15 protein-coding genes are annotated in these 19,379 nt (G+C 58.8%); 5 read left to right on the top strand and 10 right to left on the bottom strand.

Annotation, left to right across the window (positions count from 1 at the left end):
• Positions 1-470: 470 nt before the first annotated feature.
• The 6 genes from I6F09_RS15360 to I6F09_RS15335 all read right to left on the bottom strand — a co-directional run bounded on the left by I6F09_RS15360 (position 471) and on the right by I6F09_RS15335 (position 5,599).
• Positions 471-890 (bottom strand): DUF5681 domain-containing protein, encoded by a 420-nt coding sequence (locus I6F09_RS15360; RefSeq protein ID WP_225188445.1) that lies wholly within the window; start codon positions 888-890, stop codon positions 471-473.
• A gap of 230 nt (positions 891-1,120) precedes the next feature.
• A complete protein-coding gene (locus tag I6F09_RS15355; RefSeq protein WP_225188444.1) occupies positions 1,121-1,906 on the bottom strand; it encodes a uracil-DNA glycosylase family protein in 786 nt (261 codons plus the stop codon).
• Between the two features lie 152 nt (positions 1,907-2,058).
• Positions 2,059-3,369, bottom strand: coding sequence for a DNA methyltransferase (locus I6F09_RS15350; RefSeq protein ID WP_225188443.1), 1,311 nt, complete (start codon positions 3,367-3,369; stop codon positions 2,059-2,061).
• 104 nt (positions 3,370-3,473) lie between these two features.
• A complete protein-coding gene (locus I6F09_RS15345) occupies positions 3,474-3,989 on the bottom strand; it encodes a hypothetical protein (RefSeq protein ID WP_225188442.1) in 516 nt (171 codons plus the stop codon).
• Between the two features lie 8 nt (positions 3,990-3,997).
• Positions 3,998-4,648, bottom strand: coding sequence for a hypothetical protein (locus I6F09_RS15340; RefSeq protein WP_225188441.1), 651 nt, complete (start codon positions 4,646-4,648; stop codon positions 3,998-4,000).
• A 435-nt stretch (positions 4,649-5,083) separates the two neighbouring features.
• Complete coding sequence (locus I6F09_RS15335; protein ID WP_225188440.1) at positions 5,084-5,599, bottom strand: hypothetical protein; 516 nt, start codon at positions 5,597-5,599, stop codon at positions 5,084-5,086.
• A 182-nt stretch (positions 5,600-5,781) separates the two neighbouring features.
• Between I6F09_RS15335 and I6F09_RS15330 the strand changes: the two genes are divergently transcribed.
• Together I6F09_RS15330 and I6F09_RS15325 are read left to right on the top strand one after the other, a co-directional pair.
• The gene (locus tag I6F09_RS15330) at positions 5,782-6,033 is read left to right on the top strand and encodes a helix-turn-helix transcriptional regulator (RefSeq protein ID WP_225188439.1); all 252 of its coding nucleotides are present in this window, start codon (positions 5,782-5,784) and stop codon (positions 6,031-6,033) included.
• 334 nt (positions 6,034-6,367) lie between these two features.
• On the top strand, positions 6,368-9,577 hold the full coding sequence (locus I6F09_RS15325) for an adenylate/guanylate cyclase domain-containing protein (RefSeq protein WP_225188438.1): 3,210 nt from the start codon (positions 6,368-6,370) through the stop codon (positions 9,575-9,577).
• On the opposite strand, the gene I6F09_RS15320 is transcribed toward I6F09_RS15325, so the two are convergent.
• From I6F09_RS15320 to I6F09_RS15305, 4 genes are all read right to left on the bottom strand, one after another.
• The gene (locus I6F09_RS15320) at positions 9,574-10,506 is read right to left on the bottom strand and encodes a polyprenyl synthetase family protein (protein ID WP_225188437.1); all 933 of its coding nucleotides are present in this window, start codon (positions 10,504-10,506) and stop codon (positions 9,574-9,576) included. The two genes, I6F09_RS15325 and I6F09_RS15320, sit on opposite strands and share 4 nt — an antisense overlap.
• Positions 10,507-10,557: 51 nt before the next feature.
• Positions 10,558-12,615 carry an FAD-dependent oxidoreductase gene (locus I6F09_RS15315; RefSeq protein WP_225188436.1) on the bottom strand — a complete coding sequence of 686 codons (2,058 nt, stop codon included), beginning with the start codon at positions 12,613-12,615 and terminating at the stop codon, positions 10,558-10,560.
• 27 nt (positions 12,616-12,642) lie between these two features.
• Positions 12,643-14,124, bottom strand: coding sequence for an NAD(P)/FAD-dependent oxidoreductase (locus I6F09_RS15310; RefSeq protein WP_225188435.1), 1,482 nt, complete (start codon positions 14,122-14,124; stop codon positions 12,643-12,645).
• Positions 14,125-15,334: 1,210 nt separating this feature from the next.
• Positions 15,335-15,508 (bottom strand): hypothetical protein, encoded by a 174-nt coding sequence (locus tag I6F09_RS15305; protein ID WP_225188434.1) that lies wholly within the window; start codon positions 15,506-15,508, stop codon positions 15,335-15,337.
• A 361-nt stretch (positions 15,509-15,869) separates the two neighbouring features.
• Here I6F09_RS15305 and I6F09_RS15300 point away from each other — a divergent pair, with 361 nt between their 5' ends.
• From I6F09_RS15300 to I6F09_RS15290, 3 genes are read left to right on the top strand one after another with little or no spacing between them, the layout of a single operon-like run.
• Positions 15,870-16,733, top strand: coding sequence for a YqaJ viral recombinase family protein (locus I6F09_RS15300; protein WP_225188433.1), 864 nt, complete (start codon positions 15,870-15,872; stop codon positions 16,731-16,733).
• Positions 16,717-17,892, top strand: coding sequence for an ERF family protein (locus I6F09_RS15295; RefSeq protein WP_225188432.1), 1,176 nt, complete (start codon positions 16,717-16,719; stop codon positions 17,890-17,892). Before I6F09_RS15300 ends, I6F09_RS15295 begins: the two co-directional genes overlap by 17 nt.
• Complete coding sequence (locus tag I6F09_RS15290) at positions 17,889-18,512, top strand: hypothetical protein (protein ID WP_225188431.1); 624 nt, start codon at positions 17,889-17,891, stop codon at positions 18,510-18,512. Before I6F09_RS15295 ends, I6F09_RS15290 begins: the two co-directional genes overlap by 4 nt.
• The last annotated feature ends 867 nt before the right edge of the window (positions 18,513-19,379 follow it).

Here is a 19,379-nt window from a genome sequence, read left to right as displayed (position 1 = left end):
ACTGGCTAACCGCAACCCGGACGTCCGCAATCATCAACCCGCCGCGCCGACCAAACGGTAGCGGCCGCTTTCATTTGGGCGGCTGAAAAGATTGCCGAGCCGGACGCGGGGGTTCGAGGCCTGCGTGGCCAGGCTGTCGGGCCTGACCTGATGCGCCTGATAAATAGCCGCGGGAATCGCGCCACGGCCGCCACGCGGGAGAAAACGGCGCCTTTTGAGGAGCTTGCGAGGGGTGAGCGAAGCGCGGCCGCGATCCGAACAGGTTTCAGAACAGGAGGCGATCAGGGCTCTTACAGGGTCTTAGCAGGGCGCTAGCAGGCTCGGCGCACGCGTCAATGCTGAAGGGCAGGATGTTTGAGGGCGCCGGCCGGATTGGCCGATGACAAGGACAAGCTAAAACTAGAAGAGGAGTGCAATGATGCACTCCTCTCGTAGTTAGCTCAAAAATGGCGGGTCGGCGCCGGATCCGACTAAATCGGATAGTAATGTCGATCTATAGTCTGCTTCAGCAGGCTCAGTGCTCTCTTAAATTCGTCTGTGACGTCCTCGGGGAACTGACGCAAGCGGTCTTCGCTTTCGACAATGACGCGCAGATTCTCGAGCTGCTGGTTGGCGTACTCAACGACAAACCGATCCTTCCGCTTGTAGTACTGTGCCATAGCACGCGGATCGCCTGTCGCCGCCTTAAAGATCAGCTGCTTGTCTATTGCCACCCGCGCAGGGACCATCTCGCGCTTATTTCCCACGACGATCGGCACCAGCGTCTCCTCCGCCTCGAAGAAGTCGCGGCGGACCTGATCGTCGGAGATAGGATGCCGCTGCTTCCGCGGCCGCCCCCTCGGATTGCCAGTCGTCCCCTTTTCAAACTGTCCCTTGCGATTACGAGCCATAGTGAGCTCCTCGAGTCTTGATTGATGACTTCAGGAGGACACTCGCACACACAAAAATGGCGTGGCCTCCGGGTTCACCAAATTCCTGCTTGCAGGAATTTGAACCCATCAGGCGTCACGCCATCATTTACGTACTACTTGCCCGGTCTGTGCATCACGCAAAGCCCACATGGGCTCAACCGAAGCTCTGGTGCGAGGTGACTTCTTCATAGCTCAGGTCAGCGGTTTAATCAACAGAGGCGCGCATTCTTGAAAAACGCGATGCGCGCTGATCGAGCTTGGGCGCTCTTCGTCCCAACACATCGATCAACATCGATGACAGCAAACGACTCCCGAGCAGAGCCTGCGAGCACGTGGAAGCGGCGGGCGAGAGTTGCCCAGATCGCGTCGACCGCTTGTGGTCCTCCCGCGTTCTTCGTACCCCAACTGCCGGTATGAGGGACGCCGTAGATCTCCGTGGGGCCCGACCGTGTGTGTGCAGAGGGAATGCAGGCGTCCTGCCATCCCAGCCTTCCCAAGCCGAGAGCTGACCGGACGGAATCGAATGTCACGGCCCCAAGGCATAAAGCCATTCGCGGCTTTACGATCTCGAGCTCAGGCAAGGTGTAGGCTGTGGCGCAGCGGGTAAGATCCTTCTTCGGGACCTTGCTGCTCATCCCGCCTGGCTTGATATAGACCAGTACGTTGGTGGCATAGGTCCGCGAAAAGCACAGACCAAAATGCAGTGTCAGCAGACGCTTTAGATTCTGGTTGGTTGCGAGATGGGCGTCCTGTCCGGTGACAGCGCGATCAGCACGCTGTTTCGCATCATTGTTGCGCCGGAGATAATCCTCAGAGGCCCAATCCTGCCCGATGATCATCAGGTCCGCATCCAGATAGCACGCCGACTTTGTCCAAGGCACGACGAAGTCGAGGTCCCAACTCCCGCCATCATAAAGGTGCAAGTGATGATAGCGGCCACCGGACTCTGCGCGGCGCTTTGCGACTAGCTTGGCCATGGCCGCCTGCTTGCCCATTTTCGGCCTCCTTGCTGAGAACCCGCATGATCGCCGCAAATTGGTTGCCGAACGGTAAGCTTGCCTCACCACCACTGCATTCACCGGATTCAGACCTGAAAAGGGTGCGCTCGTTGCAAATTCTGTTGAGCTCGAACATCGCCGAACGCCGTTTACTGCAGTGGATCGGCTCGGCGCTGCTCGATCTCAGCGAAGGTCTCGCCCGACAACGCCATTGTCGCAGCCTGCCCGGTATAGCTCTGCCAGCGGCGGATCGCGACGTCGACATAGAGCGGATCCAGCTCAATGGCACGCGCCCGCCTGCGGGACTTCTGGGCGGCCATGATGGTCGTCCCCGATCCGGAGAACGGGTCAAGCACTATATCGCCGCGGCGCGAACAATCCTTGATGGCGTCGATCACGAGCGCGGTCGGCTTTACCGTCGGGTGCATTTCGAGCTCGCTTGCACGGCTCGCGCCAAAACTGTTGATGCCGGCATAGTCCCAGACGTTGGTGCGATAGCGGCCGTGCTTGCCGAGCTCGACCGTGTTCACGTGCGGCCCCTGCCCGACCTTGTAGACGAACACCAGCTCATGCTTGGAGCGGTAGAACGAGCCCATGCCGCCGTTGCTCTTGTTCCAAACGCAGAGATTCTTCAGCTCGGAATAGACCCCGCCGGCCGCCTTCAGCACCTCGTCCATGTGACGCCAATCCATGCACACGAAATGGATGGCGCCATCCACGCTTACCTGCGCCATATTGCCGAACACGACACTTAAGAAGCCGGCGAACTCCAAAGAGCTCATCTCGCCGGAGGCCATCTTGAATTCGCGGTGCTTGACCGCGCCGAGCCCGCTGACATGTCCGTCGATCGGCACGTTGTAAGGCGGGTCGGTGAACACCATGCGCGCCTGCTCGCCATCCATCACATCGGCGAAAGAGGCAGCATCGCAGGCGTCCCCACAGAGCAGGCGGTGCTCGCCCAGCACCCAGTGATCACCGAGCCGCGAGACCGGATCTGACCCCACGGCCGGAACCAGATCGCTCTTGTCGGGCTTGTCGCGCGCCGATTCGCCGTCGACCAAGAGATCAATCTCGGCGGTCTCAAAGCCGGTGACCTCCACATCGAAATTGATCTCGACCCCCATCAGCTCGCGCCAGAGCTCGCGCAGCTGGTCCATGTCCCAGTCCGAATTCAGCGCGATCTTGTTGTCGGCGAGCGCGAACGCGATCTTCTGCGCCGCCGTCAGATGGCCGACCCGCAGCACCGGCACCCGTTCCAAGCCGGCCATGCGCGCGCCCTCGACACGGCCATGACCGACCAGGATCATGCCGTCCTCGTCGATCACCACGATGCTGTTGAAGCCGAACTCGCGGATCGAGGCGGCGATCTGATGCAGCTGCTTGCGCGAATGCCGCCTGGCATTGGCCGGGTTCGGCTTCAGCTCGGCAATGGGCAGGTGGTCAACGCGGAAATCACTCATGAGGCCTCTCCAGCAGACAAGCCAAAACTATATCATCATCTATGCAGATACTTCAAATCGACTCGCTCGATAGACGGCCCGCCATTGCGGCATTGGTTAATCCGTCACCCCTTGATCGTGATCTCGATATCTTCGGGCCGCACGCCAAAGGTGGCGGCCAACGCCTTCTTCGCCTCGGCGATGGTCAGCCCACCCTTCGACGCATGGGAGTCCGTCGGCCGCGCCTCCGGCACCGGTTGAAACGTCAGCCGCTTGAGTGGGATCCCGAGCTGCTTCAGGCCAGCATAGGCAACGGGGTTGCGCAGCTCCTTGCGCCAGACCTCCGCAACCGCGATGTCGGCGAAGTCCGAGATTCCAATGTGGAAACGAGCCTGCCCTCGCGAGTTCTTGGTCTCATCGAGCGGCGTCAGCGATGAAATCCGGCCGACCAGAAAGGCGGCCCGGGGAGGAATGCCTTCGGCCTTGTTGTTCCAGTCCTGCCGCCTGCAGCAAACAAGATAGGGGCAGCGCTCGACGCTTTTGGGATTGAGGACCCAGCCCCGCGAACCCGACCCAGCCAGGAGATCTTGCCGCGTCTCCGAGGTAAAGACCACCACTGCAGCGTCATCGGTCTTGGTCATGCCCAGCCTCAATCCAAGTCGGGAGCGTGCACGGCTGCGGGCCTGCCAGAAGCTCCGTGAGCAACGATCAGTTCAATTCCGGCCCTCTGCAGCACGCGGCTCGGGGTCAAGCGCCCGTAAGCACCTCGTTCGTTGCGTGCGCCGTGCACCAGCAACAGTAGCTTGTCCGCGAGCTCGAGAGGATCGCGCAAGCCCGCGGCCCGACACAGCCCAACCACGCGCCGCCGTTCCGCCTGCCAATATTCTTCGATCTCCCGCAGCAGCGGGTGATGCTGCTGGCGAGGCTCAAACAATTCCGCTGCCGTGCGTGAGAGCAACACACGCGGCTGGATCATATAGCCGTCTTGATCCTCTTCGAACGTGAGCCACCACCGCAGCTGCGCCCCAGGATCGTTCGGATACTCCGCGGCGAGACTGCGCCAATACGCCTCGCACTCCGCAATCAGCGACTTGACGAAGCGGGCGATCAGCAGATCACCATGGCCAAAATACTTGCGGACGGTGTCCACGTTTGAATGCGCGTCTTTGGCAATTAAGCTGTCCGCGACCCTGATTCCGAGAAGACGGAATAATTTGTCGGAGGCCTCGATGATGCGTTCCTTTGCCGGCTTATCGAAGCCGAAGGCGGGCGATTGTATCGTTTCGGGAAGCTTACGCATTAAGTTGGCTCCTCAGAAATGTATCAGCTAATTATAGCATAACTTGTGCCAACTGTCTCGTCGCGCGGATGAGCCGAGCTGTCCGCTCGCAGCCGCAGGCCACACTTGCACCAGAAGGACCGTCCCCGCTGCTTTAGGCGAGGCACCACATTGTTGTTTTTATTGAATATTGTTTGGCGGAATTCGATGAGCGTGCTCGCAAAGACCTGCATTTTGCGCTCGATTTATGGGATTCCGGACCTGTCGGAGTGCGGGCCGAGTGCAAATCTTCTCCACGGCCTCCCCTGGGCCTTTAAAGGCCTATCGGTTTTTTGCCCTTGTTCGCCCCGCGCAGCCGCAAGACCCCTCTGCAGCGCAAGGTTCAGGTGTCCCACGAGAGAACGGCCGTGCCTACCAGACTCCGGATGGCTGGCCGCTCTCCTCTCTTGCGCCGAGCTAGCCGAACAGCCTGGTGAGCAGCTGTTCCGCGCTATCGACCTGCTCGAAGCAAGCCTTGCCGAGGTCGCGGTGCAATGGACGTTCGAGCTTCTGCCCGTTGCTGTCGGCGCGCGTATGCCGGCTGACCTTTGAGCCCAGGTCGGGCAGCCGCGCTCCCGGCTGGCCGCCGAACCAAAAGTAGCGCTCGAAGGCCAGCGTGCGCTGATTCACCTCGAGCCAAATCACGCAGCCGCTGGGCTTTTCGAGCAGCCGGGTGCTGACCGTCACGTGCCGGACGCTGGAGCCGGAAAAGGTCGACTTCAGCTGGACGTGCCGGAGGATACCGTTGGCTTCCAGCACGATGTCGTAGCCGCCCCGGTCCACCTCGCTCGTCAGCACCTCGATGTCGTGGCGGCCCTGCTGCCAGCGCGCCGCCATCAGCTGCCCGAGAAGGAGATGGAGCAGCGCCTGCTCCCGAATATTCGAGGCGCGGGAGTGGGATGTAAGCGCGTCCTGATGCAGTTCAGCGAGCATTGTGAGTCTCCTTTGGGGGTTGGTCATACCCCGCCATTGCGCTCCGCTGGCCGTACAAGTCCAGCGCAACCGAGCGCCTCACCAGCCAGCTTCGCACGTAAGGGTTAATTCTATCCTGTTTTGGGATAATCCCGTTCCAGGATCAGATTGGCTGCCGCCGATTCGAAACGCGCCCGGCGGCTATGGAAAAGTCCCTCAAATCTGCCGAATATGCCCGCCTCATGGCCCTTCTTGTCGCAACGCGACATAAGGCAGGCATCCGCCAACACACCCTCGCCAAGAAGCTCCGCAAACCGCAGTCTTTTGTGGCGAAGTACGAGGGCGGTGAGCGACGCCTCGACATCATAGAGTTCATCGCGATCGCCGACGCGCTTGGAGCCGATCCACTGAACTTGCTTCGGCGGTTCATCCGCGCGGGTGCGAAAAAGCAGTAAGCGCTTGCCGCGGCTATTCGCCTAGTGAGTAGACCTCGCAGAAGTGCGCGCGTACGTCCCCATCCTGGTCCTGATCTTGACCCGCAGAGCTGTCCCTCGCTCCTCCCCTTCTGTGATGGAGGCCTGTGAGCAGTGGCTCTGATAGATCTCGCCGCCAGCTGCTCTTAGAAGTAGTGAATTACCATTCAGGCCCCATGGCTCACCTGCCACGGTAATTGGTCTTTGCCCAATGATCTCAAACGATGGTAGCCTAGGCTCATCAATGCCGTTGGGTACGATCTAACGCTCGGCCAGGTATGGTTAGGATCGAGCGACGTAACGTTGCGAGCGTGGCATGCGATGCAAGAAATGCGGCGCGACAAGTCCGCAGCCCAAGCGTTTTTGTGCGGACTGCGGCGCCTCTTTATCAGTATCTGCCTTGTCCGGGCTGAGCCCGCCCGACATCTTCCGGCGCCCGACTGAACGTGTTCGGCGCGAGCGACGCCATTTGACGGTGCTGTTTGCAGATCTTGTCAACTCGACCCGCCTTGCATCCGAACGCGATCCTGAAGAGTGGCGCGACATCGTAACCGAGTGTCTTGAGGCAGCCGGGGACGCCATCGGGAGTTTCGGCGGCTACGTCGCCCGATACATGGGCGATGGCGTGCTTGCCTATTTCGGCTGGCCGACTGCCAGTGAAGATGATGCAGAACGTGCCGTCCGCGCCGGACTCGCAATCATCGAGTCCATGGGTCCTCTGAACCGGCAACTTGCAGGCAAGACAAGCACCGAACTCGCGGTGCGCGTCGGTATCCATAGTGGATGGGTCGTCATCGACGAGTTAGGTACCAACAAAGTCGAAGTCTTTGGCGATACGCCCAACATCGCTTCGCGTGTTCAGGCCAAATGCGCGCCCAATTCAATCCTCATGACCGCTGCCGTGCACGATCTCGTGGCGCGCAAGTTCGTCGTCGAGGACCATGGCAGCTGCCCGCTCGCAGGCATTGCGCGCCCGATCCACCTTTACCGCGCAGTTGCTCCGAGCGGTATTCGTCGAACCTGGCGACAGGGTCGCGTTCGCGGGCCTAGTTCATTCGTCAACCGCAAGCGTGAGTTCGAGGCGCTGCGGTCGAGTTGGACCTGCGCGCGCAACGGCGCAGGGCGGTACGTCCTTCTGACCGGTGAGCCTGGAATAGGAAAATCGCGCTTGGTGGAAGAATTCCGTGCCAGCATCAAGGATGCGCATATTTGGATGGAGTGTGCCGGTGAACGGTTCGCTGAGAGCACGCCATTCCATTCGGTCACCGGCCTCCTCGCGCAAGCTTTTGACGGCGCGGAACAACAAAGCGACCAGGATCAGTTAAGGCAGCTCGAGCGTGCAATCAGATTTAACGGACTTGATCCCGCGGCGATGATGCCTCTCATCGCGGAGATGCTGAATCTCTCTCCAGCGCAGGACACGCCCGAACAGCTGGCTCCCGAGGAAGCCAGAGGGCGACTCATGGTCGGACTGGCCGAATGGATACTGCAAATCGCCAAGCGCCAGCCGCTGATTCTCGTTGTCGAAGATCTTCATTGGGTTGATCCCTCGAGCATCGAGCTGATTGGGATGTTGATGGAGCGGAGCGCCAACATCCCGCTGTTGCTGATTGCCACCGCAAGGACGGGGTATGGTCCGCCTTGGCAATTGCGGAAGACCGACAAGTCGATCGTGCTGGGAAGACTGAGCGATGACGAGATCGGTCAGATGATAGCAGGATCCCCAAACGTTGGCCTGACCGAGGACGTGGTAGCCCGGATCGTCAGGCGCTCCGATGGCATTCCAATCTTCGCCGAGGAATTGCTGTCCTTTCTTCTGGACGGCGAGCGAGATCTGACACCAAATGATATTCCAGCGACCTTGCTCGACTCGCTAACAGCCCGGTTGGACCGTCTGGGGCCAGCGCGGCGAGTGGCGCAGGTCGCGGCGGTGATCGGGCGCGACTTTGACTATGCTTTGCTCCGAGCAGTCATGCCGGGTTCAGACCACTTTGTGCAGGCAGCACTCGATGCGCTGGTCCGGTCGGATGTGATCTATACGCAAGGCAAGCCGCCCAGGGCGACTTTCCAATTCAGGCATGCCTTGATCCGCGACGCTGCCTACGAAGGGCTGCTCAAGAGCGAGCGGCGAGAGCTGCATTCCGCTGTCGCGCGGACGGTAGCCGAACAATTTCCCGCCCTTGCCGCCGCGCAGCCGGCATTGCTTGCACGGCATTGGTCGGAGGCAGCCGAAGTCGAACTCGCGATTGCGACCTGGAAGAATGCGGGGCAGGCTGCGCTTGCAAGATGCGCTTTCAAGGAAGCTGAAGAAGCCTTTCGTCAGGCAAGCGCTTTGCTGGAGCGGCTGTCGCCATCGGAGGAACGCGACAGGGTCGACCTGGACCTCTGCAGTTTGCTGGTGCGCGTACTGCAGGTCACCAAGGGTTATTCTGCACCGGAGACGATGGAGCTTGGCGCACGAGCCCGGACGCTAGCGGAACGTCTTGGCGACGTCGCTCAGCTGGTGCGTCAGGGCGCCCGGACCTGGGCATCCATTTTCTTCACAGGTGATTATACAACCGCCGCCTCGCTCGCACAGGACATCCTTGATATCGCCTTGACGGAAGGTCCCCACTCTCAGCACTTGTTCTTTGCTCACTACGCGCAGGTACAGGCGCGGTTCTACTCCGGAGACATTGCAGGAGTGGAGGAATATTTCGCCAAGCTGTCTCCGTTGCTTGACACGAAGTCCATCTCCGCCGCATCCTATCTCATCATTCCGATAGGGGTTGCGAGCCGAGCCGCCTGGCAAGCGGGCCGCCTTGATGTCGCGCGTGAGCGGATGTCTCGTGCGATGACCCTCGCCAAAAAAAGTGGTGATCCCTATGCCATGGCAATGGCGTTGCATTTCAAGGGTAACTTCTATTGGTGTCTCAAGGCTCCACGACGGGTCGAGATTGTCGCTGAAAGGCTTTTCGCGGTTTCGCAGCAACATGGCCTCGGCTATGCCTCAGATTTGGCGCGCATCCTGCTCGGCTGGTCCAGATCGCAGCTTGGGCGCAACGCCGAGGGCGTGGACTTGATCAACGAAGCGCTGGCTGGCTTCGCCAGCTCGGGCGCGAAAGTGGCGATAACCTACTTCCTCACATTGCTTTCGGAGGCCCACGCCCGATCCGGCAATTTTGCAAAGGCATTGGAAACCGTGGAGGACGCTTTGGTCGCGAACCTCCAGGAATTGATCTGGCGACCCTATACTCTCACCTGGCGCGGCCACCTCAGACTTGAAACGGGACAGCCCGGGATGGCTGAGGCAGATTTTCGGAATGCTTTGGAATTGGCGCGATCGCTCGGCCACAAGGCCTGGCAGCTTCGTGCCGCGACGGGCCTGGCGCGGTTGCTATCACTCGGAGGCGATCATAGCGCCGCGCTGGAAACCCTGAGACCGATTTACTCGACCCTTCGCGAAACTTTCCAGACTCCTGACCTGAGGGAAGCCAAATCGCTCATTTCCGAAGTGTCCAGGCTTGCCGCGTCGGTTAAGGCCTAACGGCGCGACAGCTCTCGCGTATGATCGACAAGCGCGTAAAGAATCGACGGGTTAGCGCAGTGCAGATGTGCCTCCCATTTGGCTTCGGCGGCAATTTGATCGAGCCGCTCCTCGGCAGCCGGCACGGCCGCCTTCACGGCTTGCGCGATTTCCTTGAGTTCGTCAGCGGTTCGCGTTGGCTTGCAGAACAACTCTGCAATGTTGGGGTCTTGAATGGCAATCGACGCGGGAAGCGTTAGGATCCCATCCCTGAGGTCCTCTTCTCCGCCTCCGCCGAGCGATTCCAGCCCTTTCACGTCGCCCACATCATCGCATCCATGATAGAGGACACCGAGCAGCCCACCGAACTTGCGCAGTCGATCGTCCCTGGTCGCGACGCACGCGCACGTCTCAAACATCGAACCTGTATCCTCACCGGCGATCATCAGCCAATCCTCGACACCGAGCGGCTGCCGTCGCAGGTTCCACTGCAGGCATTCGGCCGCCCCCAGGCGCTTGATCAAATCTGAAATCAAGCGGATATCGATCCTATCGCCCGCCGTCATCCGAAAGCCGTCCGCCACGATGTAGCCGGCTGCCATGAGAGCCTGCAAGAGTCCGAATTGGCAGTGCAAGGTCGGCCTGCCCCGGCGCATTTCCGACTCGTCGACGATGTCGTCGATGACGAGCGTCATATTGTGTATCATCTCCACTACAGCGGCGGAGTAAATCAACCGGTTCGGAATCGGCTCGTCCGTCGTCGCTCGATAAACACTGAACACGGTCAGGGGCCTGAAATATTTTGAGCTGGTTATGAATTGCCATTCTAGCAGCGGCTTGATTTGATCGTGGACGCCGCCAATCCAGGAATCCAGGATCTCCCGAAGCTGTAGTATCTCTTCTCTGAAACCCAGCTGAGCTATTATGTTTTCTGTCGTTGCCGTCGACATCGTCCCCCCTTCCGTCGCATGCTCTTCAACAATCGTGATCGCCCACCTCCCTCAAGGCTTCGCACGGTGCCGTCGAGCATAAGCGTCGTTTGGACGGTAGTATCCTGAGCCGCGCAGCAACCCGCTCGTCCCCTTGTGCGTCGGTCGCGAGCGTGCCATTTCCACAGGCGCGATACGGGGTTCACTCATCTGAGTACCGATTGTTTTCATTACATCCGACACCAGCGCGAATGTACGCTGTGTGTCGACCGACCCTTCTGAGTTGTCACGCAAACGATCGCTCGCAGCGATCAGGCGCTGCGCTAATGCTGCAAGAGCCTGCTGCACGAGCCAGCTTGAACCGCTTGGCTCGTCGCGGGAAAGCAACGCAACCGCCAGATTTTCGAGGCTCATCACGAGATCGGCAAGGTATCTCGGGGGAATCACCGCGAGTGTTGAGGTGGGTGTTGGTCCCTCTCTGGGGAGTTCGGGCTCCCTGTTCGCCAGATCACGCAGCCCGGCATTCACCGCTGACCAGGCCAGGGCACCATAAGCGAGCGGAAGCAACGTGAGCTTTGCTGCTGCAAATTGAGCAGAACTCGGGAGATCGTAAGCAGCAACCGTGATGTCGGACTTTCCATCCGTCTTTTTCACCAGTTGGTGTGCCGCATGAAGCCCGCTCAGAACGGCCGACTCGACCGTCGCCATGTTCACATCGTTGCGACAGAAATCACCGGAAAAGAACACGTTTCGCAAGTGGTTCGGATAATGTGGCTCCACCAGCAATTGCTCTGAATTCATGTCATTGAGAAACAGGGGATGGGCGCGATTATTCTGCGGAAATGAATTTGAATAGTCGATGTTGCTGTCCACGTCCCCCCATTCCTTTCCAGGTTTCACCGAAGGCAGATACCTGGCCAGCTCCTCCAGCATCATATGGGCCCACAGTTCATCATCTTTATCTTTGGGCGTGGGATAACCACTGGCATCCGAAGCGGCTAGCACCAGAACTGTCTGAGACCCTTTGCTTAAATTTGTCCATAGCTGCGAAATATCGATGTACGTCAAATAGCCGCGAGAGCCGGCCAAGCCAACGTGCTCGCGAGGTATGTCGGGAAGCCTCTGATTGAAAACCACCGTAACGACGAGAATATTTGCCGTTCGCATGCGTTGGAGTTCGGAAAGTCGGGGTATACGATCGATAATGCTTCGCCCGGCGCAGCCTGTCATCACGAGATTTGCAAGCGCAGGAGCTGGCACAGCCAGCACCACATTAGCGTGTGTCTGCTTAGAACCATCATTCAGCGTAAGCTCGACTCTACTATCCTCGGCTATCTCGATAGTTGTGACGGAAGCAGACGTTTTGATGTCACAAACTTCCTTGAGTTTATCATACCAGGGCTTGATCAACGTCTCCTCAAGGCTTCCGCGCAATAGCCAGGCAAAAGGCAAACCCCGACTGCCAAGCGAGTGCTTGACGAAGTCTTTGTAGGCGGCAGCAGACGTATCGCTGCTCGAGGTGCACCAAATTTCGTTCAGAATAGTGTTGTGGAGATCGGCGCAATCCTCGGTAGCGTACGGACGCGAGTACAAGAAGCCATTCAAGGACTGTTGCTGGAGCGTCGACATGCTGAACGGCTGAGAGACCAAGTCTAAGAGCGTGAAACCAACCAAAAACATGTCGGGTCGGGGCAATGCTCCTGATGAGAGGTTGTCCAAAACGTGCTGCAACGTGTTGGGGTTCTTTAGTTCTACGTATGTGGGTGCGTTGCTGTTCCTCGAACGTCGGGGATCAGAGGGATTAAGTAGAATCTTGACGCTCAAACGCGGCTCGAACACGTCTTCTCGTTTGATTTTGAGATCGTTCTTTAGGATTCTCCAAAAATTCACATACCAGTCGCAGAACAAATGGGTGTAAACGTCATGATACATCCCGTTCTTTCCGCCCTTCTGTGAGGAGAGTTGGCCTCCCAGCACAGCATCCTTTTCATATAGCGTCACCTTGTACTTGCGCTCTGCGAGGCGCAGCGCGCAGGTCAACCCGGCGATACCGCCCCCTATGATTGCCACTTCTCGTTCGTTTTGCAGGGGTGGGACAGAGTCTTCGGGCTGAGATGCAGTAGAGACCACAGGCATTCTCCTCAAGATTCATGATGGTTAGACCGCCAATCCTCGAACTCTGGGATTCTCCCGGTTTGCCAGTGATGGGCCGAGTCTTTCGGCTGTTCTCATGACGTCCGCCAGCCACGCCGCATGCCAACCGGGATCGGCCTCGACGGACCTTTTCCATGCGTCCCGAAACGCCACGAGATCGGTAAATGCCGCTTCGCGACCGACTGATCGGTGAACGAGAACATTGCGCATCACGTTCATCGCTCCTTCGCCGAGATAGTGAAGCAGGCTCGCACCAATCTCTCGCAAAACTCCGAGGGGATGCACATTCAAGCCGCCGAAACCCGCGCCTGCGATACGGGCAAAGTCTTTGTTGACCATCGCCCTTTCGCAGCCGCGCATTGCCGATCTCATCCAAAATTCCCGAAAGTGCCAATTTCGCATCACGGCGGCGCAGAAGCTCAGGAAGAGCATGCCAGGATCAAAGTAAGCTCGAAAGTCGCGCTCGAACGCCGCCAGGAATGCAGCATCAAATCTTCCGGCTTCGAGAGCCCTCAGCAAGGTCGAAGAGGCGATTAAGGCTGACTCCATGCCTTGCGTGATACCTTCGCCAGTCATGGGATCGGCAAACGAGCCGGCATCCCCAATCAAAACTCCTCCGTCGAAATAGTTCGGACCGGCACCCCCATACATCTTCACGACCCCGCCGATCGGCTTGCTGACCAGCTTGATGCCGGAGCAGCCTGGGTGCCGAATCTTGAGTCGTTCGATGGCCGTCTCAAAAGCCCTGGGTACTGAATGGCCGTGCCGGCTGCAGGTCTCGCTTAGAGTGCCAACTCCGACGTTCGCCCTGCCTCCCTCCATCGGAAACAACCAGCCATACCCCGGCACGATGTCTTCATCGAACCAGACGGTTGCTTCTCCATTCTGGACCGAGACACCCTCTACATAGGCCCGCTGTGCTACCGAGATGTGAGCGCGGTTGCTGGATTCGAGCTTGAACGCTCTGGCGACAAACGACTCCGCTCCGTCCGCACCTACGATCAGCCGAGATTTGAGTGTAACGCCGGCGTTCTTGGCTCGGGCAGTCACATAGATCCAGCCATCTTCCCGTCGGATACCCCCCACCGCATAGCCACCATATAGTTTCGCAGATACGGCTTGCGCACGGTCTAGGAGGTGCTGGTCAAGGATATGGCGCGGTACGACAAAACCGTGCGGGGGCAATCCATGTTCGGTTTGATAATAGGGAATGTCCCCCCGAAAACCGAGCTTGGGGCCGAAGTAGATACGAGTTGATGTTATCGGTGACAGCGAAGCGACCTTCATTGCCTCGCTAACTCCCATTCGCTCCAGGAGCCGCACGCCTGCCGGCTCGACGAAATCGCCACAGACCTTTTCGCGTGGAAAGATGGCGCGCTCGATAACGGCCACACGCACGCCTTGCCGAGCTAGCGCCCATGCGATGGTGGAGCCGGCCGGACCGCCTCCAATGACGATTACGTCAAAAGGGTCGAAATTCGACAACGCAATCTCCGACGACGCAAAATCAGGACTTCAGAGAAAAGGTGCTGGCGTGAACCGAGAACTGTTCGAATGGAATTCCTAGGAGCAACCGACGCGACCGGTCAGCACGTCGCTTAAAGCGGCTAATCGGACGACCCGTCTTGACCCACGTCCCGGTTCAATCCGCTGCTGAGAACCGGTAACGCACAATCCAAAGTAGCTCACCGGCCGGACATCGACAAGGCTGGATCGGCGCGGGAATTGCAACTTAAAGGTAGTAATAACAAAAGCGCACTATCGCCAGATCGAAGCTGCAGGCCTCCAAGCCATCTGCCCCTGCCCAACAGCTAGCCACTCTGGGCTCAAATTGCGGCTGACTTGATTCGCCTAAGCTAACGTCTCGACGAGCTGCTGAGAAAACTGAGCAAACGAGCAACTAGTGTCTTTCGCGGAGGGAGTTCAGAGCGGCGCAACCGATCGAGCATCGCCAAATACCGCTGAACGCTTAGCTGAGGCAATTGAGTCTCAATGAGAATAGAGCACTTGATCTATGACGTCGGACGGCTTGATGACGCCGTTGCCTCCCTTGCCCGAATGAGCCCATAACGCGAATAGCTAGAGATTCTTCCTGCTCCGAACACAACGAGATTGGCACCGTCAATAGGCGCGACTTATGCAATCGGGCTTACCATGTCAGTACTGCCTTTGCCGCCGTCTCAAGGAACGCCGTTGCGCGGCCCGGACCGGCCTCTCATAGCGCTCCAATCCTGCCAAGCGTTTGGCCAACTTTAGACTGGGGGATTTAAGCAAGGCAGCAAGCAACTCGTGACGCGCGTGGCGTATGAGGCCCAACCGCATATTCGCACAGACAAGTTCAGCCACGTCGGGGGAACTTTGGTCCAGCTTATGCCCTGCTTTCACTGGGCGATCTGCCAAGTCTGCGCTGACATCGTCCTCGAAATTCCATCGCGAGAGCCCATGTTGACGAGCATTGCGGCTCGATCTGGCCTTTCCAGCTTCTGTCTTGGGCCCAGTACTTCGCTTGGCATTCAGCCGGTTCGCTTCGATTTTCCGCCCTGAGGTCATACGGCTTCGTTCGATTCTTTTTCTGCCCGCACGTTTCCTCCGTCCAGCACAGGATGCAACTGCCTCCGCCTCGCTCTGCTCGCAGACCAGAATGCAAGCCGAATATCGCTATTTGGTGGGCCTCCTAAAGAGGTTCTTGATAGCGCTAATCACCCTGACTAGCGGCTTCGCGGCCGCCGACTTGCGCGGCGGGACCACAATCATCACAAAAAGCAAGTTCACCAGCAGCCAGCAGCCAAGGACAATCAAATAGACCCGCATACATAATCCGGGACAATGAGGTAGTCACAATATCAAATTGAGCTTCAAACTGATCCATTGAAGCTCAGGCAGGCCTCCCATGCAAGTCGCCGAGATGCCGAAATTGGATCGCCGATTGCGGCGGAGCCAGCACCTCACGCTCACCTCGCTACCCAGATGGATTTCGGCAGAGCTCCCAGTCCAGGGATGATTGGCTTCGATTTGTCACTTTGCGAGAGCGAGGCATGCTGGGCGGCCGATCGCTGAAAGTCCGGCGATAAGAGCAACAAGATTGCTGCAGAAAGAACTGGCATTACGCTGCGATTGGAGCGTTACTGAGTCGGCCGGCGCGCGATAGCGCCGCCGGTATCTCACCTCGCAGATGCGAGGCTTCAGGCAGTGCGGCGAGGAGCGCCGCTGTTCTGGAGTAGGAGATACCGGTGCGCAGCGTACAGAGTGACGGCCCGGCCGGGCCACAATATCAAATCATCAGGTTCAACCCGAACGACCGCCGTCATTTCATCGGCGGCTCGGACGCTCGCATCATCATGGGGGATGACCAGGAGAGCCTCGTCCGCCTTTGGCGTGAAAAGCGCGGCGAAGCAGAACCTGAGGATCTCTCAGACAATCTGATCGTTCAGCTCGGGACCGTGACGGAAGTCTTGAACCGCGCTTGGTACCAGCGGGCGAGCGGCCACACGGTCAAGGACATCCAAAAGCGCGTCCGCCATCCCGTTCACAAATGGATGGCGGCAACGCTGGACGGGACCGTCGAGCAGACCGGCGCCGTGTTCGAAGCCAAGTTCATGCTGCCCTGGGCCTTCACAGAGGAAGCTGCGGCCGAGAAGCATATGGCTCAGCTGCAGCACAATATGTGGGTCACCGCCTCCCGCAGCGCCGTTCTCTCGATCATCACCGGCGGCGGCAAATGGGTTGAGATCAAGATCCACGCCGACCCGCTCTACCAGCATCTCCTCCTGACGGCCGAAAAGAAGTTCTGGCGCTGCGTTCAGAGCGGCGAGCCGCCCGTTCTGTTCAACATCGAGACGCCGCGCCCGAGGCTGGAGGCTGTCAGAGTCGTCGACATGTCCTCGTCCCACCAATGGGCGGAACTGGCGGCTACCTATCTTCGCACGCGAGACCCACACGGTCAGCATGAGGCTGCTAAAGCCGATTTGAAGAAACTCATGCCGGAGGACGCTAAGGAAGCAGCCGGCCATGGCATCAAGGCCAAGCGGTCCAAGTCTGGCGCGATCAGCTTCGAGGCTCAGGCGACGGAGGAGCCCCATGCATCAATCCAGTGAGCGCATCGGGACTATCGCGGCCGCCCTCGCCCGAGCCCAGGCCGAACTGACAAACCCGGAGAAAACCTTGACCGCGGTGATCCGGTCACCATTCCCGCGCGAGGATGATCGAACCTTCCGCTACGCGTCCCTCGCGTCCGGCCTAGACATCGTCCGCAAGACGTTAAGCCAGCAGGAGATCGCCACCATCCAGACCACCCGGATTGAGCAGGTCACTGGGCAGATCCATCTCACCACCCTTCTCGCCCACGCCTCCGGGGAATGGATCTCCTCGGACCTGCCGGTCTGCTTCTCCAAGGAGGTCGAGGCGCCGCACCGGATGGGGGCGGCGCTCAGCTATGCCCGTCGGTATGCCCTATTTGCACTGGTCGGGATCGCCGGCGAGGACGATCTGGACGCGCCTGATGTTGTGACCGGGTCTGCTGCTGCCGCGGAGCCGCAGACCGCGCCAGGACCGAAAGGAAAGCCACCTGGACGCGTCCTGAACCGCCCCCCGATCTTGGCTCCGGAACGCTCCGCCGAGCTTCTCGATCGGCTCTTGGGCGAACTGACTCTTCAGCAAGGCAGCGACGAGCTGCTTGCCTGGGCCAAGATCAGCCTCCCACTCAAGAACACCCTCCTTGAAGCAGACGCTCGCTTGCTTGAAGCCGCCTACCAGAAGAGGTTCGAGGAAGCCGCCCTTCCGGATATCAATGTAGCAGACCAACAGCCTGTGTCAGCGGCCGGACGGTCTCTACTTGAGGAACATCCTTCGCAGATCTCCGGCAACGCTCACGCACCTGCCAACGCCTCTCCCGGAGCGCGAGCCGGACTTGCCTTCCCGAAAGAGCCGCCTCGCCGACGGAGCAAGGATCACCTCGCCTTTATCCGCAGCCAGGGCTGTCTGGTTTGTCAGAAGACACCGGCTGATGCGCATCACCTGAAGTTTGCTCAACCACGCACATTGGGACGCAAGGTTGGCGACGAGTTCACGGTGCCATTGTGCCGATCGCATCATCAATCTCTACATCGGCACGGAGACGAAAGGGCCTGGTGGACCAACCTGCAGATTGCGCCTCTGCCGATCGCGAAGCAGCTTTGGAATGCCAGCCCCGTCCATCTGGCGAACGGAGCAACAGTTGCTGCACCGCCTTCACGTCTGGAGGCGCAAGATCAATGAATGGTCCTGTCAACCTGTCTAAATCTCAGCCGACGAGCGTCTTGCCGCCTCAATTTGAGGCGTTGTGCCCTCCGCCGCAACTTCTTCCCGGAGAGAACATCGACCACTACCAGGCTCTTCAGGCCGTCATCTTCCGCGACCTCGATCCTCAGTCTGCCATCGAATGGCTGCTCGCTATCGACATCGCTGAACTCTCCTGGGAGATGCAACGCTACCGGATTCTGCGGCATAGGCTCCTGAGCGCCTGTCGCCAAAAGGCCGTCGAGATGACCCTTCGCCGTGTCGATCTGGCAGGCATTGCCCCAGACTTCCAGGATGTAGCCGAAATCTACACCATCAATAACGCCTTAGACTGGCAACTGGACGCTTCTGCTGCGCTCGATATCGAAGCCCGCCTTCGATCGTACGGCTTCGATCAACACTCCATCAGTATGGAAGTGTACGTTCAAGCGCGCGAGATCCTCGTCCTGTTTGAATCGCTCCTGAACGGAGCACAACTCCGCCGATTGATGCTGCTGAAAGAGATTCACAACCTTCAACGCTCGCATGCGGCGGACCGCGCTCACATTGCTAGCCACAAAGCCAACCAAGGACGCCGAAGTGCCTCGAATAGCTCTTAACGATGAGGCTCCGCGCATGAAAGCATTGCGGAATGCGGCAGAGCGCGATGTGGACTCGCGGACGCTGGACCTCGCGTCATCTCGCTTTCGTTTGTGACAACCTTTTGCGAGCCGCTCGGGACCGATATCATCTCAAGCATACACAGGCGAGGACATTTGGCCGGATGTGAGCGGCGAGCTCACGAATCAACAGACGGCGAGCGGGCCGGCCTGGAGAGATATCAAGGCTCTCTGTCGCGAGCATCGGCAGGCCAAATGAGTACCCGCCGTAGAGCTTGGAATGGAGGTCCAACACAGATGAAAGTATTCCATGTACCGCCCCGAAAGCAGCGCACATATAATTCCAAGCAGGAGCGACAGCCGCTCTCGGTCTCGCCGGACTGATAAGTTCGGGCAAAGCGTGCAGGCCTTTGAGGGAAATGTCGGAGCGGCTGCGATCTTTCGCACTTGCCATTAGGGCAGCCGGCCAACTGTCGCTTCATTGGCCGAGCCGACTGCGCAAACGGTCGCGCTCCTCGAGCAGTTCCCGGAGTCTTTGAGCATTGTCAGATTGTATCTCCTGCCACTCGATGCGATCCTCTGCAGTCCACAAGTATGACTCACGATTGAAACGATCTTTCTCCTTGGTATCGAACTCCATGTATAGCTTTAGGTCGCGTTCAACCTGGTCCAGTTGTTCTTGGAGAGTAGTTGGCATCAGCCGTTCCTTCGGCTCGCCTCCAGCCCCCTCCGATCTAGGACGCAATCAGCATGGCGATCAATGGGCGATGTGCCTCACGGCTGATATATCTCTCCCGTTTGAACTCGCCTCAAAGTGTCCCCGCGTCATAATTTTACTAAAGTACGTGGCTCAGATTGACTTATCTA

Origin of the sequence: Bradyrhizobium sp. IC3195 (assembly GCF_020193585.1) — a bacterium.
Lineage (GTDB): Bacteria > Pseudomonadota > Alphaproteobacteria > Rhizobiales > Xanthobacteraceae > Bradyrhizobium > Bradyrhizobium yuanmingense.
This window is presented reverse-complemented; position numbering and strand designations above follow the sequence as displayed.

Bases quoted from the DNA above. Each gene is read 5' to 3' on its own strand.
- I6F09_RS15335 (WP_225188440.1), bottom strand. From the start codon at position 5,599: ATGCTCGCTGAACTGCATCAGGACGCGCTTACATCCCACTCCCGCGCC.
- I6F09_RS15355 (WP_225188444.1), bottom strand. From the start codon at position 1,906: ATGGGCAAGCAGGCGGCCATGGCCAAGCTAGTCGCAAAGCGCCGCGCA.
- I6F09_RS15340 (WP_225188441.1), bottom strand. From the start codon at position 4,648: ATGCGTAAGCTTCCCGAAACGATACAATCGCCCGCCTTCGGCTTCGAT.
- I6F09_RS15295 (WP_225188432.1), top strand. From the start codon at position 16,717: ATGCATCAATCCAGTGAGCGCATCGGGACTATCGCGGCCGCCCTCGCC.
- I6F09_RS15290 (WP_225188431.1), top strand. From the start codon at position 17,889: ATGAATGGTCCTGTCAACCTGTCTAAATCTCAGCCGACGAGCGTCTTG.
- I6F09_RS15345 (WP_225188442.1), bottom strand. From the start codon at position 3,989: ATGACCAAGACCGATGACGCTGCAGTGGTGGTCTTTACCTCGGAGACG.
- I6F09_RS15305 (WP_225188434.1), bottom strand. From the start codon at position 15,508: ATGGATCAGTTTGAAGCTCAATTTGATATTGTGACTACCTCATTGTCC.
- I6F09_RS15330 (WP_225188439.1), top strand. From the start codon at position 5,782: ATGGAAAAGTCCCTCAAATCTGCCGAATATGCCCGCCTCATGGCCCTT.
- I6F09_RS15350 (WP_225188443.1), bottom strand. From the start codon at position 3,369: ATGAGTGATTTCCGCGTTGACCACCTGCCCATTGCCGAGCTGAAGCCG.
- I6F09_RS15320 (WP_225188437.1), bottom strand. From the start codon at position 10,506: ATGTCGACGGCAACGACAGAAAACATAATAGCTCAGCTGGGTTTCAGA.
- I6F09_RS15360 (WP_225188445.1), bottom strand. From the start codon at position 890: ATGGCTCGTAATCGCAAGGGACAGTTTGAAAAGGGGACGACTGGCAAT.
- I6F09_RS15325 (WP_225188438.1), top strand. From the start codon at position 6,368: ATGCGATGCAAGAAATGCGGCGCGACAAGTCCGCAGCCCAAGCGTTTT.